Source organism: Amycolatopsis sp. NPDC114504 (genome assembly GCF_055633595.1).
Window position 1 is genome coordinate 1,120,411 of record NZ_JBVKDU010000005.1, and the last position, 24,449, is coordinate 1,144,859.

Below are 24,449 nucleotides of genomic sequence, written 5' to 3' on the forward strand. Positions count from 1 at the left end.
CCGCGCCCTACCGCTTCCGGCCGAGGGTGGCCAGCGAAGCACGCAGCACGCTGGCCGTCGTGTGGCCGTCGCCGTCGGCGAGGACCTTGTCCACCGCCTGCTCGGCCTGCTTGGCCGGGAACCCGAGCCCGGCCAGCGCTTCGACGACCTCGGCCCGCAGCGCGCCGGGCGCCGTGATGGCCGGAGCGTCGCCGGAGCCGAGCGCGGTGACCTTGTCGCGCAGCTCCAGGGTGAGCCGTTCGGCGCCCTTGCGGCCGATGCCGGGCACCGAGGTCAGCACGGTGATGTTGCCTTCGACCAGCGCGCCCCGCAGCTTGTCGGGGTCGAGCACGGCGAGGGTGGCCAGCGCGAGCCGCGGCCCGATCCCGGACACGGTCTGCAGCAGTCCGAACAGCTCCCGCGCGTCGGCGTCGGCGAAGCCGAACAACGTCAGCGAGTCCTCCCGCACGACGAGCGCGGTGTGCAGCCGCACCTCCTCACCGCGGCGCAGCGTGGCCAGCGTCGCCGGGGTGGCCTGCACGGCGAAGCCCACTCCGCCGACCTCGACCACGACGTGGTCCAAAGCGACCGCAAGGACTTCTCCGCGTACCGACGAGATCATCGTGCTGCTCCAGGCTTCTTCGTCTTGTTCATCGTGGCTTGCTTCGCGGCGGCCGCGAGCCGGGCTTTGTGGGTGCGGGCCATCTCGGCCGCGCGGGCCTCGGCTTCGGCGAGCCGCGCGCGCATCGGCTCCCGCCAGAGGTGGCAGATGGCCAGGGCCAGCGCGTCCGCGGCGTCGGCGGGGTGCGGCGCGACCTCGAGGTTGAGCAGGCGCGTCACCATGGCGGTGACCTGCGCCTTGTCCGCCCGGCCCGAGCCGCTGACCGCGGCCTTCACCTCGCTCGGCGTGTGGAACACGACGGGCAGGCCCCGGCGCGCGGCGGCCAGGGCGACCACCCCGCCCGCCTGCGCGGTGCCCATCGCGGTCCGGACGTTGTGCTGGGCGAAGACGCGCTCGACGGCCACGGCCTCGGGCTTGTACTTGTCCATCCACCGCTCGACCTCGTCGGAGATGCCGAGCAGCCGGTGCGCCAGATCGGCGTCGGCCGGCGTCCGCACGACGTCGACGGCGACGCAGCGGACGGCGCGGCCCTTACCGCCGTCGACCACCCCCAGGCCGCACCTGGTCAGACCGGGGTCGACCCCGAGCACCCGCACCCGTTTTCCTTCCCGCCGCGAACACCAGTTCGAGCTAGCAGGCTACTGGGCGCGTCTGCGGCAGGATGGCAGACATGCCGGAGCCGTCGGATTTCGTCACTCACCTGGGTCTTGAGCCGCTGCCCGTCGAAGGCGGGCGGTGGGCGCAGAGCTGGCGCTCGGAGACCGGGTCCGCGATCTACTACCTGCTCGTCGCGCCGGAGTTCTCCGCGCCGCACCGGCTGGACCGCGTCGAGGTCTACGCCCACCACGCGGGCGCGCCCGCCGCGATGCTGCTGCTGCACCCGGACGGCTCGGTCGAGCGGCCGGTGCTGGGGACGGACGTCGCGGCCGGCGAGCGGCCGCAGGTCGTCGTGCCCGCCGGGACGTGGCAGGCCACGGTCACGCGCGGGGAGTGGAGCCTGCTCGGCACCGTCGTCGTGCCGCCCTACACGGACGGTTGCGTGGAGTTCGCCCCCGCCGCGGACCTGGCCGTGCGCTACCCGGAAGCGGCCGCCGACCTGGCGAAGTTCTAGGGGCCGTCGACGCCGGGGGTCCAGCTTTCCGGGTCACCGCTCTCGGTGAGCACGAGCTGCCACCGGGCGAAGCCCTCGGGCGCGTCCGGGTGCCAGGGGAACTTGCCCTCCGGCGTCGCGACGATCAGCTGCAGCGCCGGGAAGTCGCCGTCGGGGTAGATGAGGAACGCCGTGCCGAAGTACTCGGGGTAGTGCCCCTTGTTGACCCGCTCGAGGACGACCGGGACGCCCTCGAAGAAGTCGTCGTAGCGCTTGCCGACCTCGAAGATCTCCCCGTTGGCCGCGCGGTCGACGTAGGCGTCGAGCAGCACCTGGCCCATCTGGTCGGGCAGGCCGACGACGACGGCCTCGGGCACGTGGTGCAGCGCCCACGCGCAGGCGGTGAAGCAGTAGCCGGCGCCCTCGTCGTCCCCGGCGACCGTGATGACCGCGTTGCCGCGTTCCTTCGCCTGCGTCTCGATCCACTCGATCAGGCGCAGTTCGTCCGCGGAGAGTTCGGCGGTGATGTCGGCGGCGAGGTCGGCGGAGGTGGCGGGGGTCGTCGAGGTCACGGCGCACATTCTGCCTGACGAGTCCCCGAGAGCCCAGTGCCCGGGCCGGAAAGTTTCCGGCCCGGGCACGAAAGCGTTGCGGTGCGGAGGAAAACTCAGTCGACTTCGGCGAGGACATCGTCCGAGACGTCGAAGTTCGCGTAGACGTTCTGGACGTCGTCGCAGTCTTCGAGGGCGTCGATCAGCTTGAAGACCTTCTTCGCGCCGTCGACTTCCAAGGGGACGCTGACCGACGGGAGGAACGTCAGCTCCGCCGACTCGTACTCGAAGCCGGCCGCCTGCAGCGCCTTGCGCACCGGGACCAGGTCGCCGCCCTCGGAGACGATCTCGAAGGTGTCGTCGAGGTCGTTGACCTCTTCGGCGCCCGCGTCGAGCACCGCCATCAGGACGTCGTCCTCGGACGCGTCGCCCTTCGGCATGATCACGACGCCCTTGCGGGTGAACATGTAGGCGACCGAGCCCGGGTCGGCGAGGGAGCCGCCGTTGCGCGTGAGCGCGGTGCGGACCTCCATCGCGGCGCGGTTCTTGTTGTCGGTGAGGCACTCGATCAGCACCGCCACGCCGTTGGGGCCGTAGCCCTCGTACGTGATGTTCTGCCAGTCGGCGCCGCCGGCCTCTTCACCGGCGCCGCGCTTGCGGGCGCGCTCGATGTTGTCCTGCGGGACCGAGTTCTTCTTCGCCTTCTGGATGGCGTCGTAGAGCGTCGGGTTGCCATCCGGGTCGCCACCACCGGTGCCGGTCCGCGCCGCCACCTCGATGTTCTTGATCAACCGCGCGAAGAGCTTGCCGCGCTTCGCGTCGAGGTTGGCCTTCTTGTGCTTCGTGGTGGCCCACTTGGAGTGGCCGCTCATCTCTCCTCCATCTGTTCCGTACCCCGGCCGGGCACCGCGTCTCAGGCTGCCTTCCGCACGAGGTCGACGAACAGCCGGTGCACCCGCACGTCGGGCGTCAGCTCCGGGTGGAACGCGGTCGCCAGCACCGCCCCTTGCCGGACCGCGACGATCCTAGCGGTGTCGTCTTCCACGCCGGGCACGCCGCTGACCGTGGCCAGCACCTCGACGCCGTCACCGGCCTTCTCGACCCACGGGGCGCGGATGAACACCGCGTGCACCGGCCCGCCGGCCACCTCGGCGAAGTCGAGGTCGGCCTCGAAGGAGTCGACCTGCCTGCCGAAGGCGTTGCGCCGGACGACGACGTCGAGCCCGCCGAGCTGCTGCTGGTCCGGCCGCCCGTCGAGGGTCTGCCGGGCCAGCAGGATCATCCCGGCGCACGAGCCGAAGGCGGGCATGCCACCGGCGATCCGCGCTTTGAGCGGTTCCAGCAGCTCGAACGTCTCGAGCAGCTTCGACATCGCGGTCGATTCGCCACCGGGCAGCACCAAACCGTCCACTTCGGACAGCTCGGCGGCGCGACGCACCGGCACGGCCCGCGCGCCGGCTTCGGCCAGCATGGCGACGTGCTCCCGCACGGCACCCTGCATGGCGAGCACACCGATGACCGGCTCCGACGACACCCGACCTCCCGAAAGACCTTCCCACCAGCCTAGACGCACTCCCGCGCCGCCGTCCCGGCAGGTCAGCCCCGGTCAGCACCCGTGCGCCGAGAGGCATCACGCGTGATCGAGGGGGCATCGCGGTGATGCCCCCTCGATCACGAGTGATGCCCGTCCGATCACAGGTGATGCCCGCCGGGTCACGCGTGATGCCTCCTTGTGCACGTCGGCGCGGTCCGGAGCCGAGCCGTCAGGGCACCCCGGCCAGCCTCAGCAACGCCGCCGTCGCCGCGGCCGCCACCACCACCAGCACGAACGGCGCCTTCCGCCACGCCAGCACCCCGGCGACCAGCACCCCCGCCGGCCGGGCGAAACCGGCGAACCGGTGGCCCTCCGTCAACGCGCTCACCGCGACCAGCGCCGCCAGCAGCACCACGGCCGCCAGCGCCATCAGCTTTTCCGCGCGCGGGGACAGCTTCACCCGGCTGCGCAGCACCGGCCCGGCGAAGCGAAACGCGAACGTCCCCAGCGCCAGCACCACCGTGCCGACCAGCAGCTCCACCCCGTCCATCAGCCCACCTCCTGCGGTTCCGGTTCCTTCGCCACCACGCCCACCACGACGCCGGCCAGCGCCAGCAGCACCGGGAGCCCGGCGGGCAGGAACGGCGTCGCGGCCAGTGCGACCACCACGCCCACCAGCACCGGCAGCCGGGCCGCCCGGTCGCGCAGGGACGGGAGCACCAGGGCCAGCAGCACCGCCGGGAACGCCGCGTCGAGGCCGAACACGTCGGTGTCGCTGATGACCGACCCCGCGAACGCCCCGGCGACCACGCCGAGGTTCCAGCAGGCGAACAGGCCGATCCCGCACGCCCAGTACGCCGCGCGCCGCCGGTGCGCCTCGCGCTGGGCCAGCGCGAACGCCACCGACTCGTCGATCATCAGGTGGCTGCCGGCCAGCCGGGCCGGCCACCGCTTGCCCAGGACGTCGCCGATCGCGAAGCCGAACGGCAGGTGCCGCGCGTTGGCCAGCAGCCCCGCCAGCACCGCCGCGAACGGGTTGCCGCCCGCGGCCACGATCCCGATGAACATGAACTGCGACGCACCGGCGAAGACCAGCAGCGACATCAGCATCGGCAGCCAGAAGGGGAAGCCCGAACTCACCGCGATGGCCCCGTAGGACACCCCCACGAGACAATCGGCCAGGCAGACCAGGCCGATGTCACGGGCGAGGCCCCGATCGAGTGTTCGCCATATCGAACGCATGTGTTCTATGGTGAACACAAGACCCCGTGTTCGTCAAGGCGAACAGAACGACCGATGGAGCGAACAGCAGATGCCGCAGGAAACGACCGGCGCGCCCCTGGAGATCATCGCGGCGTCCCTGCGCCGGGAACGCACCCGCGCGGGCTTGTCCCTGACCGAGGTCGCGCGGCGCGCCGGCCTGGCCAAGTCGACGCTCTCCCAGCTCGAGTCCGGCACGGGCAACCCCAGCGTCGAGACGCTGTGGGCCCTCGGCGTCGCCCTCGACGTGCCGTTCTCCCGGCTCGTCGAGCCGGAGCGGCCCAAGGTCCGCGTCATCCGCGCCGGCAAGGGCCCGACGGTCTTCGCCGAGCACGCCGACTACGCGTGCACGCTGCTGTCGGCCTGTCCGACCGGAGCCCGCCGCGACATCTACGTCGTGCGCGGCGAGCCGGGCACCCCGCGGCGGTCCGACCCGCACATGACGGGCGTGATGGAGCACATCGTGCTGTGCGCGGGACGCGCCCGGGTGGGCATGCTGGACGCACCGGAGGAACTCCTCCCCGGCGACTACATCTCCTACCCGGGCGACGTCCCGCACCTCTTCGAAGCCCTCGAGCCAGGTACCTACGGCGTCGAGATCTCCGAATACATCTAGGAAGTCACCAGCCGCGCTCGGCGAGGCGGTGCGGCTCCGGGAGCTCCTCGACGTTGATGCCGACCATCGCCTCGCCCAAGCCGCGCGAGATCTTCGCGAGGACGTCCGGGTCGTCGTGGAACGTCGTCGCCTTGACGATCGCCGCCGCGCGCTGGGCCGGGTTGCCGGACTTGAAGATGCCCGATCCGACGAACACGCCCTCCGCGCCGAGCTGCATCATCATCGCCGCGTCGGCCGGGGTGGCGATGCCGCCCGCGGTGAACAGCACCACCGGCAGCTTGCCGGCCCGCGCCACCTCGCGGACCAGCTCGTACGGCGCCTGCAGCTCCTTGGCCGCCACGAACAGCTCGTCCTCCGGCAGCGACGTGAGACGACGGATCTCGCCGCGGATCTGGCGCATGTGCGTGGTCGCGTTGGAGACGTCGCCGGTGCCGGCCTCGCCCTTGGAGCGGATCATCGCCGCGCCCTCGGTGATCCGGCGCAGGGCCTCGCCGAGGTTGGTCGCGCCGCAGACGAAGGGCACCGTGAACGCCCACTTGTCGATGTGGTTGGCGTAGTCGGCCGGGGTGAGCACCTCGGACTCGTCCACGTAGTCGACCCCGAGGGACTGCAGCACCTGCGCCTCGACGAAGTGGCCGATGCGGGCCTTCGCCATCACCGGGATCGAGACGGCCTCGATGATGCCGTCGATCAGGTCGGGGTCGCTCATCCGCGCGACGCCGCCCTGCGCGCGGATGTCGGCGGGCACGCGCTCCAGCGCCATCACCGCGACCGCGCCGGCGTCTTCGGCGATCTTGGCCTGCTCGGCGGTGACCACGTCCATGATCACGCCGCCCTTGAGCATCTCGGCCATGCCGCGCTTCACCTTGGCGGTGCCGGTGACGGACTGGACGGTGCCACTGGGGGTGGTCTGCTGCTCGGACACGACGGGGCCTTTCCACAAAGACAACAGGGGGTGACGAGCTCGAGCGTAGGTCGGCGGTGGACCCTTCAAGCAGGCCAGTACGCGGCTATCTCAGGAGTCCACTTCGGGGACGCCCGCGACCAGGACTTCCGCGGCCCGGGTGCGCGCGTACAGCACGTGACGTCCGGCACGGTGCCCGCTGACCAGGCCTGCGGCCTTCAGGACGCCCAGGTGCTGCGACACGGCCCCGGCGCTCAGCCCGGTCCGGCGGGCGAGCTCGGCGGTGGACGCCGGCGCGGTCAGCTCGGCCAGCAGCATGGCCCGGCCGCGGCCCACCACGGCGGCCAGCGCGCCGGGCGCGACGGCGGTGCCGGTCTCCCAGAGCGTCGCGATCCCGCGCGGTGGGTAGCGCAGCACCGGCTGCCACCGCGGGTCGGTCTTGGAGAACACCCGCGGCCAGACGAACGCCGAGGGCACCAGCACCAGGCCGCGCCCGTCGAGCGGCACGGCCGCGTGCAGGTGGCGGTGCGCGACCGTGAGCGTGCCGCCCTGCCAGCGGACCAGCGGGGTGAGGTCGTTGAAGAGCTCGGCGGCTCCGCCCTGGGCCAGCAGCCGCGACCGGTGCAGCACGTCGGCCTCGAGCAGCGCGCGGATCCGGGGCCAGTCCGGGGCCAGCACCAGGTCCCAGTACCGCTCCATCAACGCCGCCAGCCGGTCGAGGCCGGCTTCGGGGTCGCGGTGGAAGCGGTTCAGCGCGGGCGTGCGCGGCCCGGTCATCGCGTCCAGCTCGCGCCGGACGACGCGGGCGGGCACGTCACGCAGGTCGGCGAGCTCGTCGGCGAGCTCGGGCAGCGGGGTCGACGGCGTGCCGGCCAGGAATCCTGGCAGGTGCCGCAGCGGGACGAGCTCGCGCAGCAGCCCGATGTCGAGCCCGGCCTCCTCGATCGCCGCGGTCGCGCGCTTGACCCACGGCAGGTGCAGGGCGTGCTCCCCCGGCCGATTCAGGACGCGGACGCTCGCCACGACCTCCCACGCCGGGGAGAACGCGAACCGGGTGTGCGCCAGGTCCTCTGTGGAGAATGCCAGGTCGAGCACGCGCTGCCTCTCTGCCGACGTGCCGCGCAGTCTAAGTCTATCCCAAGTGGACAGTCGAGCGGGGCGCCGAAAGTCCTTGCGGGAAAGCGAAAATTCCTCGTGCGTCATACTTTCGGGCGACACCGCGCAGCCGCGGCAGGTTCGGTCCGTAGTACGCCTCGGCCCAGTCCGGCAGCTCCGGGTCGAGGTAGTTGACGTAGCCGGTGGTGCCGAACTCCGGCCCGAGCCCGTCGCGCACGGCGGCGAGCGAACGCCGCGCCCCGGCCTCGCCGCCCTCCGCGGGCGTCGCGCCGTGCAGGAACTGGAAGCTCGCCAGCGCGGTCCGGTGCGGGAACGCCGTCTCCCCCACGCCGACGCGGGCGATCGCGCCGCCGGCCGAGTCGACGAGCATGTCGACGCGCGGATCCCGGGTCAGCACCTCGACGACCGCGGCCGGGTCGGGGGACGGCCGCCGCAGCATCCGCGACGTGCCGACGTACGCCTCCCGGACGGTGGCCTCGCGGGTGTCGAAGGACCGCATCGCGCTCAGGTGGTCGGTGACGCGGATTCGCCGTCCACCGGGCGGGGTGCCCACCCGGCGGACGAGGTCGTCGAGCAGCTCGTTCAACCGCTTCTCGGGACCGAGGAACGTCCCGCTGGTCCCGGCGCGCCCGGCCGCGAGGCCCATCCCCGACCACAGTTCGTCCGGCAGGCCCGGCACCCACTCCTGCCACGCGCCGAGCAGCGCGGCCTGCGTCCCGTCCGGGAAGTCCAGCGCGAAGGTCGCGACGTCCGCCGCCGGCACCGTCCGGAACGTGAACCCCGTGACGATGCCGAAGTTCCCGCCGCCCCCGCCGCGCAGCGCCCAGAACAGGTCCGGCTCCGCCGTCGCCGACACCGTGCGCACCCGGCCGTCGGCCGTGACGATCCGCGCCGCCTCCAGGTGGTCGCAGGTGAGCCCGTACTTCCGGTCGACGAGGCCGAGCCCGCCGCCGAGGGTGAGCCCGGCGATGCCGACCGTCTCGCAGGTGCCGGCGGGCAGCACCCGGCCGTGGGCGGCGAGCGTCGCCGCGATCGGGCCCAGCCTGGCGCCGGCGCCGATCACCGCGCGGCCGTCCGGTCGCACCTCGATGCCGTGGAACCGGCTCAGGTCCACCACGATGCCGCCGTCCACAGTGGAATAGCCGGGATAGCTGTGCCCGCCACTGCGGGCGGCCACCGGCAGCCGGTGCCGGGCCGCGAACCCGATCGCCTCCTGGACGTCCTCGACGCGCGCCGCGCCGACGACCGCCGCCGGCATCCGGTCGTCGTACATCGTGAAGAACGCCTGCTTGGCCTCCGGGTAGCCCGGGTCGCCCGGCCGGAACAGCGGCCCGGAAAGCCGCTTCCGGAGCCGTTCCCAGTCGTCCGGCGGCGGCCACCCGGCCAGGCCCGCCACCGGCACCGCTCCGGAAACCCGCAAGAAAGTCCGCCTGTCCACACGCTCCCCCTGCCCCGCCGCTCCCCCGGGCATTCGGCTGGTCCCGAGGGCACTGCCTTGCCGTGACCAGGGTAGCGGGTGTGTGATCGAGGACACACCACGTACACCAGCCGTTCGCCGAGGAGTCGTCATGGCCGACAAACAAGCCAAGAACGCCGACACCGGGGCCGCCGTCGCTGTGGACGACCCCGCGAAGGTCCGCAACGTCGTGCTCGTCGGCCCGTCCGGCTCGGGGAAGACGACCCTCACGGAGGCCCTCCTGGCGGCGTCCGGCACGGTGCCGCGCGCGGGCTCGGTGGTCGAGGGGACGACGGTGTGCGACCACGACCCCGCGGCGGTCCGCCAGCAGCGTTCGGTCGGCCTTTCGGTCGCGCCGGTGCTGCACCAGGGCCACAAGATCAACCTGATCGACACGCCCGGGTACGCCGACTTCGTCGGGGAGCTGCGGGCCGGGCTGCGCGCCGCCGACGCGGCGCTGTTCGTCGTCTGCGCCGCCGAGGGCGTCGACGCGGCGACGGTCGCGGTGTGGGAGGAGTGCGCCGCCGTCGGCATGCCGCGCGCGGTCGTCGTCTCCCGGCTCGACCACCACCGGGCCGACGCGATGGCCGAGATCGCCGCCTGCCAGGCCGCGTTCGGCGCCGGCGTCCTGCCGCTGTACCTGCCCGCCGGCGACGGCCTGGTCGGGCTGATCACCCAGCGGTACTTCGACTACTCCGCCGGGCACCCGCCGAAGATCGGCGCGCCCGACCCGGCCGACCTGGAGCGGATGGCCGAGGCCCGCAACGAGCTGATCGAAGGGATCATCGCCGAGAGCGAGGACGAGTCCCTGATGGAGCGCTACCTCGGCGGCGAGGAGATCGCCGAGGAGGTCCTGATCGCCGACCTCGAAACCGCCGTCGCGCGCGGGTCGTTCCACCCGGTCATCCCGGTCTGCGCGACCAGCGGGATCGGCCTGGCCGAGGTGCTGGACGGGATCGTCCGCGCGTTCCCCTCCCCGCTCGAGCACCAGCCACCCGACGTCACGACGCCGGACGGCGCGGCGCACACCGCCATCACCGCCGACCCCGAGGGCCCCCTCGCCGCGGAGGTCGTCCGGACGGCCGTCGACTCCTACGTCGGCCGGGTGTCACTCGTCCGGGTGTTCTCCGGGACGCTGCGGCCGGAGCGGCCGGTGCACGTGTCCGGGCACGGCCTCGCCGAACGCGGGCACGAGGACCACGACGCCGACGAGCGCGTCGCGCACCTCTACTCCCCGCTCGGCGCGAACCTGCGCGAGGTGCCCTACTGCGTCGCGGGCGACCTCTGCGCGCTGACGAAGGTCGGCTCGGCCGAGACCGGTGACACCGTCTCCTCGCCGGAAGAGCCGTTGCTGATGGAGCCGTGGGCGATGCCCGAGCCGCTGCTGCCGGTGGCGGTGGTCGCGAAGACCCGCAGCGACGAGGACACGTTGGCGCGCAACCTTTCCCGCCTCGTCGCCGGCGACCCGACGCTGCGGCTGGACCGCAACGCCGAGACCAACCAGCTGGTGCTGTGGTGCATGGGCGAGGCGCACGCGGACGTCGTCCTCTCGCGGCTGCGGGCGGGCGGCGCGGACGTCGACACCGAACCGGTGAAGATCAGCCTGCGCGCGACCTTCAGCAAGCCGGCCAAGGGACACGGGCGGCACGTGAAGCAGTCCGGCGGCCACGGCCAGTTCGCCGTCTGCGACATCGAGGTCGAGCCGCTCCCCCGCGGCGGCGGGTTCCAGTTCGTGGACAAGGTCGTCGGCGGGTCGGTGCCGCACCAGTTCATCCCGAGCGTGGAGAAGGGCGTGCGGGCCCAGCTGGCGCGCGGGCTGTCCGACGGGCACCCGGTCGTGGACGTGAAGGTCACGCTGGTCGACGGCAAGGCGCACAGCGTGGACTCGTCGGACGCGGCGTTCCAGACCGCGGGCGCGCTCGCGTTGCGCGAGGCCGCGGCGAGCGGGCACATCACGATGCTGGAGCCCCTCGAGGAGGTGGCGATCCGGCTCCCGGACGAGCACCTCGGCACGGTGCTCGGCGACCTGTCGTCCCGCCGCGGCCGGGTACTGGGCACCGAAGCCGGCGACGGCGGACGGACGGTGATCCGCGCGGAGGTCCCGGCGACGGAGCTCCTGCGCTACCTGATCGACCTGCGCTCGATGAGCTCCGGCACGGCGACGTTCACCCGCCGCCACGCGAGGTTCGAGCCGATGCCGGAAGGAATGGCGGTCCACTAGCAAGATCTGCCGCGGCCGGTCGTGAGTGAGAAACAGTGTTCTAACCCTGTTTCTCACTCACGAGACCGGACCACGTCAGAAGGTGAAGCCGCCGGGGCGGTCGTTGCGGTCGGCCAGCAGGCCGGCCAGAGTCGCGATCGCGATCTCCGGCGGCGTGCGGGAGCCGATGTTCAGGCCCACCGGCCGGTGCACCCTCGCGATCTCCGCCTCCGCCACGCCGAGGCCGCGCAGCGCGGCCTCGTGCGGACCGGCGTGCCGCGGGTTGCCGAGCACCCCGATCCACCGGGGCGCCTGGTCGAGCGCGGCCTTCAGCACTACGCCCAGCTCGAGCCGGTGGTGGTCGGTGACGACCACGTCCGCCGACGCGTCCAGCGGCGGCATCGTCGTCTCCGCGTCGACGCCGTCCGGCCCGTCGGTGGCCCGCGCGGGGTCCGGCTCGAACAACGCGACGTGGTAGCCGAGGTCCTTCGCGAACTTCAGCAGGTACCGCGACACCGGCGACGCGAACACGGCGACCAGCGTCCGCACGGCCGGATCGGCCGCGACCGTGCCGTGGGCGACCTCGCAAGCATCGGGCTCCGTCATGCCGCCCAGTCTGTCAGGCCTGCTCGCCGACAGTCACGCGAAACTGCCACAGGTCGGTCTTGCCCTTCACCAGCACCAAGTACCCGTCGGTCACGCGCAGCACCACCCGTTTCTGCGGCGACGACGGCCGCGGCGGCCGGTGCTGCTTGGCGAGCAGGTACGCGTCGTCGTCCGCGCTCTGGCGGTCCGGGTACGGCGTCGCCTCCGCGACGCCCCAGCCGCGGCCGTCGCCCATGCCGCCCTGCTCTTCGATGACCACCCACCACGTCGGACTCATGCCCGATCCGACGCGGGTGGCGGGCAAAAGGTTTCAGAGCTCTTCGAGCACGCTGAGCCGGAAGTGGAACGTCGACATCTGGCCTTCCACGATCACCAGGAAGCCGCCGGGGCCGCGCAGCACCTTCCGCGACTTCGGCGACCACGGGTGGGCGGGCTCGAACTCCCGCGCGAGCTGCTCCGCCGCGGCTTCGGCGGTCGCCTGGTCGGCGAAGGAGAACGTCTCCGACAGCGACCAGCTGCGGCTGTCACCCGAGCCGCGTTGCTCCTCGACGACCACCCACCACACGTCAGACCTCCGGCTCGGCGAACTCGAAGTACTCCGGCAGCGGCGCCGTGCCCGCGAGCCGGAAGTACCGCACCTTCCGCCGCCGCCGCAGGCGCAGCGTGTCGCGGACGGCGTCGTTGTGGACACGGCGGGCGATCACCACGCGGTGCTCCGCGTCGGTCAGCTCCTCGGCCAGCTCGGCCGGCAGGCCGGCCCGGTCGACGCGGCTCAGCTGCAGCGTCAGCTCGTTCTCGGAACCTTCGCGATCCGCCCGTGGTGCCGCTTCGGCCTCCTCGGCCAGCGTCCGCAGGCCCGTGTCGCCCAGCACCACCGCGACCGCGCGGGCGACCACCGCGCGCCGCGCCAGCGCCGCGTCGAGCGCCGCCCAGCCCGCGTCCATCCGGACGTGCAGGCGGTCGAGCCGGTTCGCCGTCGCCACCAGGAAGAGCCCGCCCAGCACGACGACCAGCGCCAGCACCGGGAGCAGCCAGCCGAGCACGCTCACCGGGCCGGCTCCCGCTCCGGCGCCGCGACGCGCCGGGGGTCGGCGGCGACGGCCGTCTCGTAGACGCGCAGCACCTGCGTCGCGACGACCGACCAGTCGAACATCGTCACCCGCTCCCCCGCCGCCGCGGCCAGCGACGCCCGCCGCGCCGGGTCGCCGAGCAGCTCGCGCAGCCCGTCCGCGAGCGCCGCCGGGTCGCCGGTGTCGACGAGCATCCCGGCGTGGCCGTCGTCGAGCACCCGCCGGAACGAGTCGAGGCCACTGGCCAGCACGGGGGTCCCGGCCGCCATCGCTTCGGTGAGGATCATGCCGAAGCTCTCGCCGCCGGTGTTGGGCGCGCAGTAGACGTCGACGCTGCGCAGCGCCTGGGCCTTCACGTGGTCGTCGGCCTGCCCGAGCAGCTCCAGGTGCGGCGCCAGTTCGGGACCGGCGTCGCGGCGCAGCTGGTCTTCGTCGCCGCGGCCGACGACGACCAGCCGCAGGTCCTCGAACTCCGGCAGGATCCGCCGCAGCGCCTCCAGGAGGACGCCCATGCCCTTGCGCGGCTCGCCGAAGCGGCCGACGAACCCGACCGTGCCGCCGGCCCGCGGATAGCCCGGCAGCGGCGTCGCTGAAGAGAAGAAGCCGACGTCGACGCCGTTGGGGATCTCCACGGCGTCGCCGCCCGCGTGCTCCACCTGCACCCGGCGGGCCAGCGCGGACACCGCGATCCGCGCGGTGATCTTCTCCAGCAGCGGCCGCAGCACCGGCTGGAACGCCGACAGCGTGCGCGAGCGCGTGGTCGCCGTGTGGAACGTCGCGACGATCGGGCCGTCCGCGATGAGCAGCGCCAGCAGCGACAGGCTCGGCGCGGCCGGTTCGTGCAGGTGCAGGACGTCGAAGTCGCCGTCGCGGATCCAGCGGCGCACCCGGGCGTAGGACACCGGGCCGAACTGCAGCCGCGCGACCGAGCCGTTGTACCGGATGCCGAGCGCCTTGCCGGCCGGGTGCACGAACGGCGGCAGGTCCGCGTCGTCGTCGGCGGGTGCGAGCACGGAGACCTGGTGCCCGCGCGACAGCAGCGCCTTCGTCAGGTCGATCACGTGCCCCTGGACCCCGCCGGGCACGTCGAAGGAGTAGGGGCAGACGATCCCGACCCGCATCGGACGCGCGGTCACGCGGTCAGCTCACTTCTTCGAGGTTTGCCTGCTCGGCGGCCTCGAGGTCGGCCGGCCAGAACTTCTGCACCATGTGCCAGTCGGCCGGGTGCGCGGCGATGTCGCCGGCGAAGATGTCCGCCAGCGCCTGGGTCGCCGCCGCGACCTCGGCGCGCGCGGTGACGCGGATGCGCGGGTGCAGGCGGATCTGCCAGCCGTCCTCGGTGAACCAGCAGCCGGCCGGGATCAGCGCCGCGCCGGTAGTGGCGGCCAGCCGCGCCGGGCCGCCGGGGAAGCGGGCCTGCTCGCCGAAGAACTTCACCGGGATGCCGCTGGTGGTCAGGTCGCGGTCGCCGACCAGGCAGACGGCCTTGTTCTCGCGCAGCCGCTTCAGCAGCACGCGCATCGCGGAGCTGTCGCCGGTCAGCGGCACGATCTCGAAGCCGAGCGACTCGCGGTACTCGACGAACCGGCGGTAGAGCGACTCGGGCTTCAGCCGCTCGGCCACGGTGGTGAACCCGCCGAGGTAGTCGGCCAGCCAGACGCCGGCGATGTCCCAGTTGCCGCTGTGCGGCAGCGCCATCACCGCGCCGTTGCCCTCGGCGAGCGCCGCGTCGAGGTTCTCGACGCCGGTGATGGAGGCCGCGACCTTGCCGCTGACCTCCTTCTGGTCCATCGACGGCAGCCGGAACGTCTCGTGCCAGTACCGGGCGTACGAGCGCATCGCCCGCCGGGTCAGCTCGTCCATCTCGACCTCGTCCGCCTGCGGGACGACGCGGGCGAGGTTGGTGCGCAGCTGCCGCACGCCCCCGGCGTCGCGGCGGACGGCGAGGTCCGCGCCGAGCGAGAACACCGTGCTGCCGAACCCGGCGGGCAGCCAGCCGGCCAGCCGCCACCCGGCGGCGTAGCCGAAGGCGCTCAGCCGTTCCGACAGCGCGCTCATGCGGGTTGCTCCCCGGCGGCCGCCTCACGCGCGGCCTTCGCGACGCCGGCGAAGCGCTGCAGCAGGGTGATGACCGACAGGACGGCCAGCAGCCAGAGCGTCACGTCCACGGTGTACGGGATGCCGAAGCCGTGCAGGCCGGTGCCGACCAGGGCGATGATCAGCCGCTCGGCGCGTTCGACGAGCCCGCCGTCCACCGGCAGGCCGGACGCGTCGGCACGGGCCTTGACGTAGGAGATGACCTGGGCGAGCACCAGGCACAGCAGGGCCGCGGCGGCCGCCGGGTGGTTGTCGTCGACGACGAAGCACCACCACGCGATCGCGGCGAACAGGGCGCCGTCGACCAACCTGTCGCAGGTGGCGTCGAGCACCGCGCCGAACGGGGTGCCGTAGCCGCGGGCGCGGGCCATGGCGCCGTCGAGGAGGTCGAGCATGGCGAAGCCCCACACCGTGAAGGTGCCCCAGAGCAGGTAGCCGTTCGGGAAGAAGGCGAGAGCGCTGATGACCGCGCCGGCGGTGCCGATCACGGTCATCGCGTTCGGGGTCAGCCCGACGCGGACCAGCGCCTGGCCGATCGGATCGGTGACGCGGGAAACGGAGGCACGCGCGAAGATATTGAGCATCGGTTCGTCTGAGACACCTGGCTACGAGGATCGGGTGGGCGATGGCAGCCTATCGACCCGCTCCGGTGAACCCGACGCGCCGCCCCGGGTCAGCCCGATTTCGGCAGCCGGACGACCTCGCCGGGGTACTCCCGCGCCTCTTCGGCGGCCTGCGCGGCGGCGCACTTCGGCGAGAGGCGCTGCCGGATCGCGGCGCTGATCTCGCCGAGCGCGGCGACCTGCTCGGGCGTCAGCGGGTCGAAGAGACTCTCGCGGACGGCCTCGACGTGCCCGGGCGCGGCCGCCTCGAGCGCGGTGAAGCCGGCGTCCGTCAGCACCGCCCACGCGCCGCGCTTGTCGGTCGGGCAGGCCTCGCGGCGCACCCAGCCGTTGGCTTCCAGGCGCGCGACCGCGTGCGAGAGCCGGCTCCGCGACGCCTGACGCGCGTCGGCGAGCTCGCTCATCCGCAGCCGGCGGCCGGGTGCTTCCGAGAGCGCGACGAGGACTTCGTAATAGGTGTGCGGCATGCCCGAGTCGTGCTGCAGCTGGCCTTCGAGGTGCGCGCTGAGCATGCGGGTGGCCGCGTTGAACTCACGCCAGACGCGCTGCTCGTCGTCGCTGAGCCATCGGGTTTCGGACATACCCCCATCATACCCTCGGTTGAACACTCAATCAGGCTTTGCCGGTTACGGCATTCGAGCGTTTCACCAAGCGTCGGCGAGCAGATCCCGCGTTTCGCCGAGCAATTGCGGGAGCACCTTCGTCTGGCCGATGATCGGCATGAAGTTCGCGTCGCCACCCCAGCGCGGCACCAGGTGCTGGTGCAGGTGCGCGGCGATCCCCGCACCCGCGATCACGCCCTGGTTCAGGCCGATGTTGAACCCGTGCGCACCGGACACCGCGCGGATCACCTTCATCGCGTGCTGGGTGAACTCCGCGACCTCGCGCGTCTCCTCCACCGTCAGCTCGGTGTAGTCCGCGACGTGCCGGTACGGCACGACCATCAGGTGCCCCGGGTTGTACGGGTACAGGTTCAGCACCGCGTACACCGCTTCGCCGCGCGCGGCGATCAGCCCCGTCTTGTCGTCCAGGGACGGGATGCGGCAGAACGGGCAGCCGGTGTCCTCGTCGCCGTCCGGCTTGTCCTGGCCCTTGATGTAGGCCATCCGGTGCGGGGTCCAGAGGCGCTGGAACGCGTCCTGGACCCCGGCGCCCTGCTGCTCGACGAGCTCGGGACCGTCACTCACCGAACGACCGTCTCCAGCGCCTCGGCCGACGGCGACGCGTTCTCACGGCGCTCGATCCAGCCGGCGATCGCGGCGACGGCGTCGGCCACCGGCACGCCGTTGATCTGGCCGCCGTCGCGGAAGCGGAACGACACCGCGCCCGCCTCGACGTCCTTCGCGCCGGCGAGCAGCATGAAGGGCACCTTCTGCGTGGTGTGCGTGCGGATCTTCTTCTGCATGCGGTCGTCGCTCGCGTCGACCTCCGCGCGGATCCCCTTGGCGCGCAACGCCTTTTCGATGTCCTGCAGGTACTCGACCTGGTCGGCGGTGATCGGGATGCCGACCACCTGCACCGGCGCGAGCCACGCCGGGAACGCGCCCGCGTAGTGCTCGGTCAGCACGCCGAAGAACCGCTCGATCGACCCGAACAGCGCGCGGTGGATCATCACCGGCGTCTGGCGCGAACCGTCGGACGCGGTGTACTCGAGCTCGAACCGCTTGTTCTGGTTGAAGTCCAGCTGGATGGTCGACATCTGCCAGGTGCGGCCGATGGCGTCCTTGGCCTGCACCGAGATCTTCGGGCCGTAGAAGGCCGCGCCACCCGGGTCCGGGACCAGCTCGAGGCCGGAGTCGACGGCGGCCTGCCGCAGCGTCTCGGTGGCCTCCTCCCACTCCCAGTCCTCGCCGATGAACTTCTCGGAGTCGCCGCGGGTGGACAGCTCGAGGTAGAAGTCGGAGAGGCCGTAGTCGGCCAGCAGGTCGAGCACGAACTTCAGCAGCGACCGGAGCTCGCCCGGCATCTGCTCCTTGGTGCAGTAGATGTGCGAGTCGTCCATCGTCAGGCCGCGCACGCGGGTGAGGCCGTGCACGACGCCCGACTTCTCGTAGCGGTAGACCGTGCCGAACTCGAACAGCCGCAGCGGCAGCTCGCGGTAGGACCGCCCGCGCGAGCGGAAGATCAGGTTGTGCATCGGGCAGTTCATGGCCTTGAGGTAGTAGTTCTCCTCGTCGAACTGCACCGGCGGGAACATGGTGTCCGCGTAGTACGGCAGGTGGCCGGAGGTGTGGAACAGCTCGCCCTTGCTGATGTGCGGGGTGTTCACGAACTCGTAGCCGGCCTCTTCGTGGCGGCGGCGCGAGTAGTTCTCCAGCTCCCGGCGGATGATGCCGCCCTTGGGGTGGAACACCGGCAGGCCGGAGCCGATCTCCTCGGGGAAGGAGAACAGGTCCAGCTCGGCGCCGAGCTTGCGGTGGTCGCGGCGCTCGGCCTCGGCGATGCGCTCGAGGTAGGCGTCCTGCGCCTCGGCGGACTCCCACGCGGTGCCGTAGATCCGCTGCAGCTGCGGGTTCTTCTCGCTCCCCCGCCAGTACGCGGCGGCGACGCGGGTCAGCTTGAACGCGGGGATGAACTTCGTGGTCGGCACGTGCGGACCGCGGCAGAGGTCACTCCAGACACGTTCCTTGGTGCGCGGGTCGAGATTGTCGTAGATGGTGAGCTCGCCCTCGCCCACCTCCATCACCTCGGAGGTGTCCACTTCGGACTTGAGGTCGACGAGCTCGAGCTTGAACGGCTCGTCCGCCAGTTCCTTCTTCGCCTCGTCGACGGAGTCGAAAACACGCCGCGAGAACTGCTGGGCGCCCTTGACGATCTGCTTCATGCGCTTTTCGAGCGCCTGCAGGTCCTCCGGGGTGAACGGAGTGTCGACGGCGAAGTCGTAGTAGAAGCCGTCCTTCACCGGCGGGCCGATACCCAGCTTGGCATTCGGGAACTGCTGCTGCACGGCCTGGGCGAGCACGTGGGCCGCCGAATGGCGGATGACGCTGCGGCCGTCTTCGGTGTCCGCGGCGACCGGCTCGACCTCGGCGTCGGATTCCGGCGCCCACGCGAGGTCGCGCAGCTTGCCCTCGGCGTCGCGCACGACGACGACCGTGTCCGGGCCCTTGGTCGGCAGGCCGGCCCCGCGGACCGCCGCGCCCGCCGTAGTGCCCGCCGGTACCACCACGCGGGAGGTGGCCACGGGGGAAACGGGGGGCGACTGCGACACGATGGCTCCTCGGACTGGGGTGACGGAGATGACCCCGACGATGCTAGTCGTCGGCCCGCGCGGGCCTCACGCGCGTCCGCGAACGCCGGACAGGCCGCCTCCGGGTCGGAAGCGGCCTGCCCGATCGGGGGACCAGGGGGTCAGAGGGTTTCGACGACCTGGTCGAAGGCCAGCCGCGGCAGGCGGTCGAACCAGGGGTTCTCGCCCGGCTTGCCGACGTTGACGACGACCAGCGAGCGCCACTTCTTGTCCGCGAAGAACTCGTCGTCCACCCCGGCGGCGTCGAAGCCGGTCATCGGCCCGGCGGCCAGGCCGGCGGCGCGGACGCCGATGATGAAGTAGCCGACCTGCAGCAGCGAGTTGAGCTTCGAGAACTCGACGCGGCCCTGCTCGTCGGAGAAGTTGTCCTTCACCTGCGGGGCGTGCGGGAAGACCTGCGGGATGTTTTCGTGGAAGTCGACGTCCGCGGCGAGCACGACGGTCAGCGGAGCGGCTTCGGTCTTGTCCCGGTTGCCCGGGGCCATGTGCGGGAGCAGGCGGGCCTTCGCCTCGGCGGTGCGCAGCACCAGCGCACGCAGCGGCTGGGTGTTCATCGACGTCGGGGCCCACTTGACGAGGTCGTAGATCGCGCGGACCTGCTCCTCGGTCACCGGCTCGGAGCTGAAACTGTTGGCCGTGCGCGCCTCGCGGAAGAGGAGGTTCTGGACGTCCGCGGGAAGCTCGAGGGCCTCGGTCTGCTCGGCAAAGGTGGTCATGGGGCTGGGTTCCTTCCGTTGGGTCGGTTACCCGCTCCAACGAGGTTGAGCGTTGAACTATTTCGCGTTCAACCAGTTGTGTGGATCACAGCGCCGCACACGAGTCGCGACGGACCCTCACCCGACCGGGTACACGAACACGACCGCCGACCCCCTCGGCGGGGATCGGCGGCCGTGGTGCGCGTGCGCGGCTCGTCGGACGGGGTCAGTAGGCGCCCTGACCGCCCATCACCGCGCGGAACGTCTTCCAGAGGATCACCAGGTCCAGGGCCAGCGACCAGTCCTCCACGTAGCGCAGGTCGAGCCGGATGCTCTCCGCCCACGTGAGGTCGCTGCGCCCGCTCACCTGCCAGAGGCCGGTGAGGCCCGGCTTCACCAGCAGCCGGCGACGGGCGTCCGGCGCGTACTGCGCGGTCTCCTCCGGCAGCGGGGGCCGCGGGCCGACGAGCGACATCTTCCCGGACACGACGTTGAACAGCTGGGGCACCTCGTCGAGCGAATATCGGCGGAGGAAACCACCCACGCGGGTGATCCGCGGATCACGCTTCATCTTGAAGAGCGGACCCGCTCCTTCGTTGTCCTGGGCGAGGGTCTTCCGGATTTCGTCGGCGTTGGTGACCATCGTGCGGAACTTCAGCATGGTGAACGTCGCGCCGTCGCGGCCGACGCGCTGCTGGCGGTAGATCACCGGGCCGCGGTCGTTGAGCTTGATCGCCAGCGCGATCACCAGCAGGAGCGGGGAAAGCATGGTCAGCAGGAACGCCGAGCCCGCCCGGTCCACGATCTCCTTCACCACGCGGCGGCCGCCGGTGAACATCGGCGCCGTGACCCGCAGGAGCGGCATCCCGAGCACCCCGGTGACGTTGAGCCGGGGCCCGGCGACCTCCATCAGCACGGGGGCCACGACCATCTCCGCGCCGGTGCCCTCCATGTCCCAGGCCAGCCGCTGCAGCCGCTTCGGCGTCCAGTACTGGTCGGCGGTGATCGCCACGACCCGGTACCCGCCGCGCCGCACGTACCGCGAAAGTTCTTCCAGCCTCCCGACCACCGGGACGCCGTCGATCTCGCCGCTGTCGCGCTCGGCGCCGTGGCCCGTGAACGTGCACGCCGCCTCGACGCGCCAGCCGACGTGGACCTCGGACTTGGTGCGCGCGATCAGGTCGGCGACGGTTTCCGGGCTGCCCGCGGCCATCACCGGCAGCAGGCAGAGTCCCTTGGCGCGCTTGCGATGCAGGACCTGGCGCAGCAGGTACCGCTGCGGGAACGCGACGAGCGCGATCGCCGGGACCACGACGAAGACCCAGACCTGGACCTCGAGCGCACCGAACAGCAGGCCGCCCAGGGCGACCAGGACGGCCGCGGTGATGAAGCCGCGGCCCAGCGTGCGGTACTCCTCCGCGCCTTCGCCGAGCACCCGCGAGCTCCACGCCCGGCTGACCGGCAGCGAGACGAAGACGGCGAGGATCGTGCCGAAGGCGTGCATGTCGTGCGGGGCAACGCGATCGATGACGAACGCGCTGATCGCGATCACCAGCAGCGTGATGAAGACGTCGCTGCCGATGACCCAGGCTCTGTATCTCGCTTCCCAGGCCGCCGGCAATGCCTTGGGAGACGGCGTTCCGGCCGTTTCCGCCGGCTTGCCGTCCCGCGGGGTGGGGCGGGGAATGGCCTGGAGGTCGATGTGCGGCGGTGGCTGGCTCACCGTGTAAGACGGCCGCACCGACTCTTCCATCTGTCCTCCCGGGACCAGGGATCGAATGAGTCCGCAAGCACGCTGCGTCACCGGCGGTGATTTCGTACAGTCACCACGGCTGGAACATCGCGCTGTGCCCGCGGAGGGCTTCACACGGCAAGGTATCGGCGACCCTCTCAGCATCGTTACAAGGATTTCCAGCCACATGCAGCGCGTCTTTCCCGCCAGAAAATGGCCGCAAGATAACAAGACGATGACGATGCGTGATAGGGCGTATCCCCACAAAAACTACGGAATGTAGCCAATGGAGCGATACCCGCACCCGGGTGGACCCGCGCTCTTCCGAACGGCCGAACCGGCCTTCGGGCTCTACTGTGGACACTGCGGCAGGCTGCCGGTCCACTGTGGACCAGCCGGGGCCGCGGGCACCGCCGCGCGGGCACCGGACGATCACTCCGTGACGTTCGTCGCCGCATCGTCACACGGGCGGGTTTCCGTCACAAGTCGCCCCGCCGCGGCCGGCCAAGGAAACCGAAGATCACACGCACGCCTCCCGCGGGGCCGGTTCGACAGAAGACCGCCGCAACGACAGGCCTCAGAGGCAGATCCCGATTTTCCCGCACGACGGGGCTGGAACCACGCTCATCAGCAGATACGGAAGATCCGAACGGACCGTTCACTCCACTTAAGCCGTGGCCGACATCACAACGCAACCAGACACGGGGGTCCGGGGGCGAGCCCCCGGCGGGGGCGTGGGGGCTCGGCCCCCACAGGACACAACGAGAAGAGCCCCGTCTGCGCATTCGGCAGACAGGGCTCTTCCAGCGAATCTCGTGGGCGATACTGGGATCGAACCAGTGACCTCTTCGGTGTGAACGAAGCGCTCTCCCCCTGAGCTAATCGCCCGCTCGCGGTGGTGGGAGAACTGTACCGCACGACTTCCGGGCGCCTGCAAACGGGTGGTCTCCGGCGACCACACTCCGCTTACCGGCGAGTACGGAACGAACAACCCCGAGCTAGCCGGGGTCGTGGCAGGTGGGGGCCGCCCGACGCCACGTTCGACATCCGTGCGACGGTGCTATCGCCCGGCGACTAAACCGCGCAGTATGGAGGAGTGGGCCCACACGGGGCGCGCCGGTCGATCGCGCGTCGTGGGGTGATCACGGGCGCGAACGGGGGCTGATGGGCCCGTACGGGTGATATGCGGCTCACCTGCGACGGAATCGGCCTCCCGATGCGTCCCAGTGGTGACGCCCTCGGCCGGGCCGGGCCGGGAAGGGAGACGAAGGGTAGGACGATGCGCAACGATCACGTGACGCTCCGCTCGACGGCGGTCTTCGACCTGCTGGCGCCGCGGACGCCCGCGGTTCCGGTCAAGGTGGAGCTGCGCTACGACACACGCGACCCGTATGCGGTCGTCGCCGCGTTCCGCACGGGCCGCGCCGGCTGGGTCGAATGGGTGTACGCACGCGACCTCCTCGCGGACGGCCTGCTGGCCGACGCGGGTGACGGGGACGTCCGCATCCGCCCCTCCGTCGAAGACCCCGAATCCGTGCTGATCGAGCTGAACTCGCCGTCCGGGCACGCCATGTTCGAGGCGTCCGCCCAGGAGCTGGCCGACTTCCTCGACCGCACCTACGACGTGGTGCTCCCGGGCAACGAGCACCTGTGGGTCGACGTGGACGACGCGCTCACCCACCTGATCCCCCACGATCTGGCCTGATGACGGCTTCGCAACAGCGGAGTGACACCCCGGTGTCGAACCCGTTTTCGGGGTCCGATATGGTTTTCTCACACCACGGCGACGGGGATTCGACCCCCTGGAGCTGCGGAGTGCGGATGTAGCGCAGCTGGTAGCGCATCACCTTGCCAAGGTGAGGGTCGCGGGTTCGAATCCCGTCATCCGCTCGGTAGGCTCTCGCAGCCTGGCACGGTGGAGTGGCCGAGAGGCGAGGCAACGGCCTGCAAAGCCGTGTACACGGGTTCGAATCCCGTCTCCACCTCGCGCGATTAGCTCAGCGGGAGAGCGCTTCCCTGACACGGAAGAGGTCACTGGTTCAATCCCAGTATCGCGCACCACATGTTTTCGCAGGTCAGAAGCCCTGCCCCTCCCCGGAGGGGCAGGACTTCAATCATCAGATGGCGATGAAATGGCGATGGGTCCAGGGCCGGGCTCCAGACCTCGCCGGGACCGCAGGTGCGGGAATCACGACACGAGCTTGGCCCGCTCCCCCGGGGTACAGCGCGGCCAGAGACCGCTGCCACCGCACTTCCAGGACATCCAGAATCTGGTTCACCATCGCCCGCGTCACGTGGTCGTAGACCCGGGCGATTCCCTTCATCTTCTGGCCCAGACGCGCCCGTCGGGCGACCTCCGAGATTCCGTCCTCAGTCAGCCACGTGGCGTGGGTGTGTCGCCCTTCGTGGAAGGTGAACGTCGGAAGGATCGGTGGCCGCCGCTCCCCCGCCCCAGCATCGTCAAGTTCGACGCCGTCCCAGGCTGGCCGCCAAAACCGGATCCGGAAATTCGACCCCGATGGCTGTCCATCAACTCTTCGTAGAGCACCGCGATCCCCGGAGGCAACGCCACAAACCGAGTCCCCGCAGGGGTTTTCGTTCGCCCCTTCTTCGGCCGCGAGTTCCCCCGCCTCGTCGGCGGCCGCTGACGGCCATCCGAGTGATGATCATCACTCTTCCGGCCTCCTTTGTAGACTTTCCCGCCAACTTCCTTGAGCGGCGTCCGGATCTCGATGCCACGTCGCTCGGAGTCGTACTCGTGCCGCTGCTACCCGACGAGCTCACCCCATCGGGCGCCGGTATAGAAATCCATCAGGCACAGCACGAACTCCGACATCCCCAGACCAAGCTCGTAGAGCCGCATCGCCGCCCGCAGCGCCTGCGCCGGAGTGCCTACCAGCCGTTCGGTGTCGTACTCGCCTTTGGACACTCGGACACCGTTGCACGGGTTGGCCGGGATCATCCGAGCACGCACCGCGCCGTTGAGAATGGTCGAGAACAACGCGAAGTACGACGACACCGACGACTCGGCATAGTCCTCATGCAGCG

At 71.3% G+C, this 24,449-nt stretch carries 27 protein-coding genes and 4 tRNA genes; 7 read left to right on the forward strand and 24 right to left on the reverse strand.

The annotated features are described in order from the left end of the window. Positions 1 to 7: 7 nt before the first annotated feature. Both ruvA and ruvC read right to left on the reverse strand, forming a co-directional pair. A complete protein-coding gene (gene ruvA, locus ACZ7PG_RS41290) occupies positions 8 to 601 on the reverse strand; it encodes a Holliday junction branch migration protein RuvA (RefSeq protein ID WP_470244642.1) in 594 nt (197 codons plus the stop codon). Then, complete coding sequence (gene ruvC, locus ACZ7PG_RS41295) at positions 598 to 1,197, reverse strand: crossover junction endodeoxyribonuclease RuvC (RefSeq protein WP_470244643.1); 600 nt, start codon at positions 1,195 to 1,197, stop codon at positions 598 to 600. Before ruvC ends, ruvA begins: the two co-directional genes overlap by 4 nt. A 74-nt stretch (positions 1,198 to 1,271) precedes the next feature. Here ruvC and ACZ7PG_RS41300 point away from each other — a divergent pair, with 74 nt between their 5' ends. After that, complete coding sequence (locus ACZ7PG_RS41300) at positions 1,272 to 1,712, forward strand: cupin domain-containing protein (RefSeq protein ID WP_470244644.1); 441 nt, start codon at positions 1,272 to 1,274, stop codon at positions 1,710 to 1,712. Here ACZ7PG_RS41300 and ACZ7PG_RS41305 read toward each other — a convergent pair. The 5 genes from ACZ7PG_RS41305 to ACZ7PG_RS41325 form a co-directional block, all read right to left on the reverse strand. Next, complete coding sequence (locus tag ACZ7PG_RS41305) at positions 1,709 to 2,272, reverse strand: DUF4262 domain-containing protein (RefSeq protein ID WP_470244645.1); 564 nt, start codon at positions 2,270 to 2,272, stop codon at positions 1,709 to 1,711. The two genes, ACZ7PG_RS41300 and ACZ7PG_RS41305, sit on opposite strands and share 4 nt — an antisense overlap. Before the next feature lie 86 nt (positions 2,273 to 2,358). Beyond that, complete coding sequence (locus ACZ7PG_RS41310; protein ID WP_470244646.1) at positions 2,359 to 3,114, reverse strand: YebC/PmpR family DNA-binding transcriptional regulator; 756 nt, start codon at positions 3,112 to 3,114, stop codon at positions 2,359 to 2,361. A gap of 41 nt (positions 3,115 to 3,155) precedes the next feature. After that, complete coding sequence (gene pdxT, locus ACZ7PG_RS41315; RefSeq protein WP_470244647.1) at positions 3,156 to 3,776, reverse strand: pyridoxal 5'-phosphate synthase glutaminase subunit PdxT; 621 nt, start codon at positions 3,774 to 3,776, stop codon at positions 3,156 to 3,158. A 229-nt stretch (positions 3,777 to 4,005) separates the two neighbouring features. After that, a complete protein-coding gene (locus ACZ7PG_RS41320) occupies positions 4,006 to 4,326 on the reverse strand; it encodes an AzlD domain-containing protein (RefSeq protein WP_470244648.1) in 321 nt (106 codons plus the stop codon). Next, positions 4,326 to 5,018 carry an AzlC family ABC transporter permease gene (locus ACZ7PG_RS41325; protein ID WP_470244649.1) on the reverse strand — a complete coding sequence of 231 codons (693 nt, stop codon included), beginning with the start codon at positions 5,016 to 5,018 and terminating at the stop codon, positions 4,326 to 4,328. Before ACZ7PG_RS41325 ends, ACZ7PG_RS41320 begins: the two co-directional genes overlap by 1 nt. A gap of 70 nt (positions 5,019 to 5,088) precedes the next feature. On the opposite strand from ACZ7PG_RS41325, the gene ACZ7PG_RS41330 reads away from it, so the two are divergent. Further along, entirely contained in the window at positions 5,089 to 5,652 is a 564-nt protein-coding gene (locus ACZ7PG_RS41330; RefSeq protein WP_470244650.1) for a helix-turn-helix domain-containing protein, read from the forward strand. Positions 5,653 to 5,656: 4 nt separating this feature from the next. Here the strand turns inward: ACZ7PG_RS41330 and pdxS are convergent, their stop codons facing one another. The 3 genes from pdxS to ACZ7PG_RS41345 form a co-directional block, all read right to left on the reverse strand. Beyond that, the gene (gene pdxS, locus ACZ7PG_RS41335; RefSeq protein WP_470244651.1) at positions 5,657 to 6,577 is read right to left on the reverse strand and encodes a pyridoxal 5'-phosphate synthase lyase subunit PdxS; all 921 of its coding nucleotides are present in this window, start codon (positions 6,575 to 6,577) and stop codon (positions 5,657 to 5,659) included. 90 nt (positions 6,578 to 6,667) lie between these two features. Continuing rightward, a complete protein-coding gene (locus ACZ7PG_RS41340) occupies positions 6,668 to 7,651 on the reverse strand; it encodes a DUF5937 family protein (RefSeq protein WP_470244652.1) in 984 nt (327 codons plus the stop codon). Between the two features lie 37 nt (positions 7,652 to 7,688). Continuing rightward, a complete protein-coding gene (locus ACZ7PG_RS41345) occupies positions 7,689 to 9,110 on the reverse strand; it encodes an FAD-binding oxidoreductase (protein ID WP_470244653.1) in 1,422 nt (473 codons plus the stop codon). Positions 9,111 to 9,240: 130 nt separating this feature from the next. Between ACZ7PG_RS41345 and ACZ7PG_RS41350 the strand changes: the two genes are divergently transcribed. Next, entirely contained in the window at positions 9,241 to 11,349 is a 2,109-nt protein-coding gene (locus ACZ7PG_RS41350) for an elongation factor G-like protein EF-G2 (protein ID WP_470244654.1), read from the forward strand. A 75-nt stretch (positions 11,350 to 11,424) separates the two neighbouring features. Here ACZ7PG_RS41350 and ACZ7PG_RS41355 read toward each other — a convergent pair whose 3' ends face one another. The 13 genes from ACZ7PG_RS41355 to ACZ7PG_RS41415 all read right to left on the reverse strand — a co-directional run bounded on the left by ACZ7PG_RS41355 (position 11,425) and on the right by ACZ7PG_RS41415 (position 22,289). Beyond that, positions 11,425 to 11,934, reverse strand: a complete 510-nt coding sequence (locus tag ACZ7PG_RS41355; protein WP_470244655.1) for an XdhC family protein — start codon at positions 11,932 to 11,934, stop codon at positions 11,425 to 11,427. Between the two features lie 13 nt (positions 11,935 to 11,947). Then, positions 11,948 to 12,211 carry a hypothetical protein gene (locus ACZ7PG_RS41360; protein WP_470244656.1) on the reverse strand — a complete coding sequence of 88 codons (264 nt, stop codon included), beginning with the start codon at positions 12,209 to 12,211 and terminating at the stop codon, positions 11,948 to 11,950. A gap of 33 nt (positions 12,212 to 12,244) precedes the next feature. After that, positions 12,245 to 12,499, reverse strand: a complete 255-nt coding sequence (locus ACZ7PG_RS41365) for a hypothetical protein (RefSeq protein ID WP_470244657.1) — start codon at positions 12,497 to 12,499, stop codon at positions 12,245 to 12,247. Between the two features lies 1 nt (position 12,500). Then, positions 12,501 to 12,983, reverse strand: a complete 483-nt coding sequence (locus ACZ7PG_RS41370; protein ID WP_470244658.1) for an NUDIX hydrolase — start codon at positions 12,981 to 12,983, stop codon at positions 12,501 to 12,503. Further along, positions 12,980 to 14,125, reverse strand: a complete 1,146-nt coding sequence (locus tag ACZ7PG_RS41375; RefSeq protein ID WP_470244728.1) for a glycosyltransferase family 4 protein — start codon at positions 14,123 to 14,125, stop codon at positions 12,980 to 12,982. Before ACZ7PG_RS41375 ends, ACZ7PG_RS41370 begins: the two co-directional genes overlap by 4 nt. Before the next feature lie 19 nt (positions 14,126 to 14,144). Beyond that, positions 14,145 to 15,062: a phosphatidylinositol mannoside acyltransferase gene (locus ACZ7PG_RS41380; RefSeq protein WP_470244659.1), complete on the reverse strand. Its 918-nt coding sequence runs from the start codon at positions 15,060 to 15,062 to the stop codon at positions 14,145 to 14,147. Continuing rightward, a complete protein-coding gene (pgsA, locus tag ACZ7PG_RS41385; RefSeq protein ID WP_360476558.1) occupies positions 15,059 to 15,685 on the reverse strand; it encodes a phosphatidylinositol phosphate synthase in 627 nt (208 codons plus the stop codon). Before pgsA ends, ACZ7PG_RS41380 begins: the two co-directional genes overlap by 4 nt. Positions 15,686 to 15,774: 89 nt before the next feature. After that, positions 15,775 to 16,305, reverse strand: coding sequence for a MarR family winged helix-turn-helix transcriptional regulator (locus ACZ7PG_RS41390; RefSeq protein WP_360476561.1), 531 nt, complete (start codon positions 16,303 to 16,305; stop codon positions 15,775 to 15,777). 63 nt (positions 16,306 to 16,368) lie between these two features. Then, a complete protein-coding gene (locus ACZ7PG_RS41395) occupies positions 16,369 to 16,911 on the reverse strand; it encodes an HIT family protein (RefSeq protein ID WP_470244660.1) in 543 nt (180 codons plus the stop codon). Then, positions 16,908 to 18,935 (reverse strand): threonine--tRNA ligase, encoded by a 2,028-nt coding sequence (thrS, locus tag ACZ7PG_RS41400; protein ID WP_470244661.1) that lies wholly within the window; start codon positions 18,933 to 18,935, stop codon positions 16,908 to 16,910. Before thrS ends, ACZ7PG_RS41395 begins: the two co-directional genes overlap by 4 nt. Positions 18,936 to 19,075: 140 nt before the next feature. Next, positions 19,076 to 19,690: a malonic semialdehyde reductase gene (locus ACZ7PG_RS41405; protein WP_470244662.1), complete on the reverse strand. Its 615-nt coding sequence runs from the start codon at positions 19,688 to 19,690 to the stop codon at positions 19,076 to 19,078. A 205-nt stretch (positions 19,691 to 19,895) separates the two neighbouring features. Next, positions 19,896 to 21,422 carry a sugar transferase gene (locus tag ACZ7PG_RS41410; RefSeq protein WP_470244663.1) on the reverse strand — a complete coding sequence of 509 codons (1,527 nt, stop codon included), beginning with the start codon at positions 21,420 to 21,422 and terminating at the stop codon, positions 19,896 to 19,898. Between the two features lie 795 nt (positions 21,423 to 22,217). After that, positions 22,218 to 22,289, reverse strand: a tRNA-Val gene (locus tag ACZ7PG_RS41415). 391 nt (positions 22,290 to 22,680) lie between these two features. On the opposite strand from ACZ7PG_RS41415, the gene ACZ7PG_RS41420 reads away from it, so the two are divergent. The 4 genes from ACZ7PG_RS41420 to ACZ7PG_RS41435 all read left to right on the forward strand — a co-directional run bounded on the left by ACZ7PG_RS41420 (position 22,681) and on the right by ACZ7PG_RS41435 (position 23,462). Then, positions 22,681 to 23,106 carry an SsgA family sporulation/cell division regulator gene (locus ACZ7PG_RS41420; protein WP_033293569.1) on the forward strand — a complete coding sequence of 142 codons (426 nt, stop codon included), beginning with the start codon at positions 22,681 to 22,683 and terminating at the stop codon, positions 23,104 to 23,106. Positions 23,107 to 23,218: 112 nt separating this feature from the next. Further along, a tRNA-Gly gene (locus tag ACZ7PG_RS41425) sits at positions 23,219 to 23,291 on the forward strand. A 24-nt stretch (positions 23,292 to 23,315) separates the two neighbouring features. Further along, positions 23,316 to 23,386: transfer RNA gene (locus ACZ7PG_RS41430), tRNA-Cys, on the forward strand. 1 nt (position 23,387) lies between these two features. Further along, positions 23,388 to 23,462 (forward strand) — tRNA-Val (locus ACZ7PG_RS41435). A 706-nt stretch (positions 23,463 to 24,168) separates the two neighbouring features. Here ACZ7PG_RS41435 and ACZ7PG_RS41440 read toward each other — a convergent pair. Beyond that, positions 24,169 to 24,420 (reverse strand): hypothetical protein, encoded by a 252-nt coding sequence (locus ACZ7PG_RS41440; RefSeq protein ID WP_470244664.1) that lies wholly within the window; start codon positions 24,418 to 24,420, stop codon positions 24,169 to 24,171. Between the last annotated feature and the right edge of the window lie 29 nt (positions 24,421 to 24,449).

What these genes read in the sequence shown, in the direction of transcription:
- ruvA (WP_470244642.1), bottom strand. Translation starts at nt 601, where the DNA reads ATGATCTCGTCGGTACGCGGAGAAGTCCTTGCGGTCGCTTTGGACCAC.
- ACZ7PG_RS41300 (WP_470244644.1), top strand. Translation starts at nt 1,272, where the DNA reads ATGCCGGAGCCGTCGGATTTCGTCACTCACCTGGGTCTTGAGCCGCTG.
- ACZ7PG_RS41305 (WP_470244645.1), bottom strand. Translation starts at nt 2,272, where the DNA reads ATGTGCGCCGTGACCTCGACGACCCCCGCCACCTCCGCCGACCTCGCC.
- ACZ7PG_RS41310 (WP_470244646.1), bottom strand. Translation starts at nt 3,114, where the DNA reads ATGAGCGGCCACTCCAAGTGGGCCACCACGAAGCACAAGAAGGCCAAC.
- ACZ7PG_RS41320 (WP_470244648.1), bottom strand. Translation starts at nt 4,326, where the DNA reads ATGGACGGGGTGGAGCTGCTGGTCGGCACGGTGGTGCTGGCGCTGGGG.
- ACZ7PG_RS41325 (WP_470244649.1), bottom strand. Translation starts at nt 5,018, where the DNA reads ATGCGTTCGATATGGCGAACACTCGATCGGGGCCTCGCCCGTGACATC.
- ACZ7PG_RS41330 (WP_470244650.1), top strand. Translation starts at nt 5,089, where the DNA reads ATGCCGCAGGAAACGACCGGCGCGCCCCTGGAGATCATCGCGGCGTCC.
- ACZ7PG_RS41350 (WP_470244654.1), top strand. Translation starts at nt 9,241, where the DNA reads ATGGCCGACAAACAAGCCAAGAACGCCGACACCGGGGCCGCCGTCGCT.
- ACZ7PG_RS41355 (WP_470244655.1), bottom strand. Translation starts at nt 11,934, where the DNA reads ATGACGGAGCCCGATGCTTGCGAGGTCGCCCACGGCACGGTCGCGGCC.
- ACZ7PG_RS41360 (WP_470244656.1), bottom strand. Translation starts at nt 12,211, where the DNA reads ATGAGTCCGACGTGGTGGGTGGTCATCGAAGAGCAGGGCGGCATGGGC.
- ACZ7PG_RS41375 (WP_470244728.1), bottom strand. Translation starts at nt 14,125, where the DNA reads ATGCGGGTCGGGATCGTCTGCCCCTACTCCTTCGACGTGCCCGGCGGG.
- ACZ7PG_RS41380 (WP_470244659.1), bottom strand. Translation starts at nt 15,062, where the DNA reads ATGAGCGCGCTGTCGGAACGGCTGAGCGCCTTCGGCTACGCCGCCGGG.
- pgsA (WP_360476558.1), bottom strand. Translation starts at nt 15,685, where the DNA reads ATGCTCAATATCTTCGCGCGTGCCTCCGTTTCCCGCGTCACCGATCCG.
- ACZ7PG_RS41390 (WP_360476561.1), bottom strand. Translation starts at nt 16,305, where the DNA reads ATGTCCGAAACCCGATGGCTCAGCGACGACGAGCAGCGCGTCTGGCGT.
- ACZ7PG_RS41405 (WP_470244662.1), bottom strand. Translation starts at nt 19,690, where the DNA reads ATGACCACCTTTGCCGAGCAGACCGAGGCCCTCGAGCTTCCCGCGGAC.
- ACZ7PG_RS41410 (WP_470244663.1), bottom strand. Translation starts at nt 21,422, where the DNA reads ATGGAAGAGTCGGTGCGGCCGTCTTACACGGTGAGCCAGCCACCGCCG.
- ACZ7PG_RS41420 (WP_033293569.1), top strand. Translation starts at nt 22,681, where the DNA reads ATGCGCAACGATCACGTGACGCTCCGCTCGACGGCGGTCTTCGACCTG.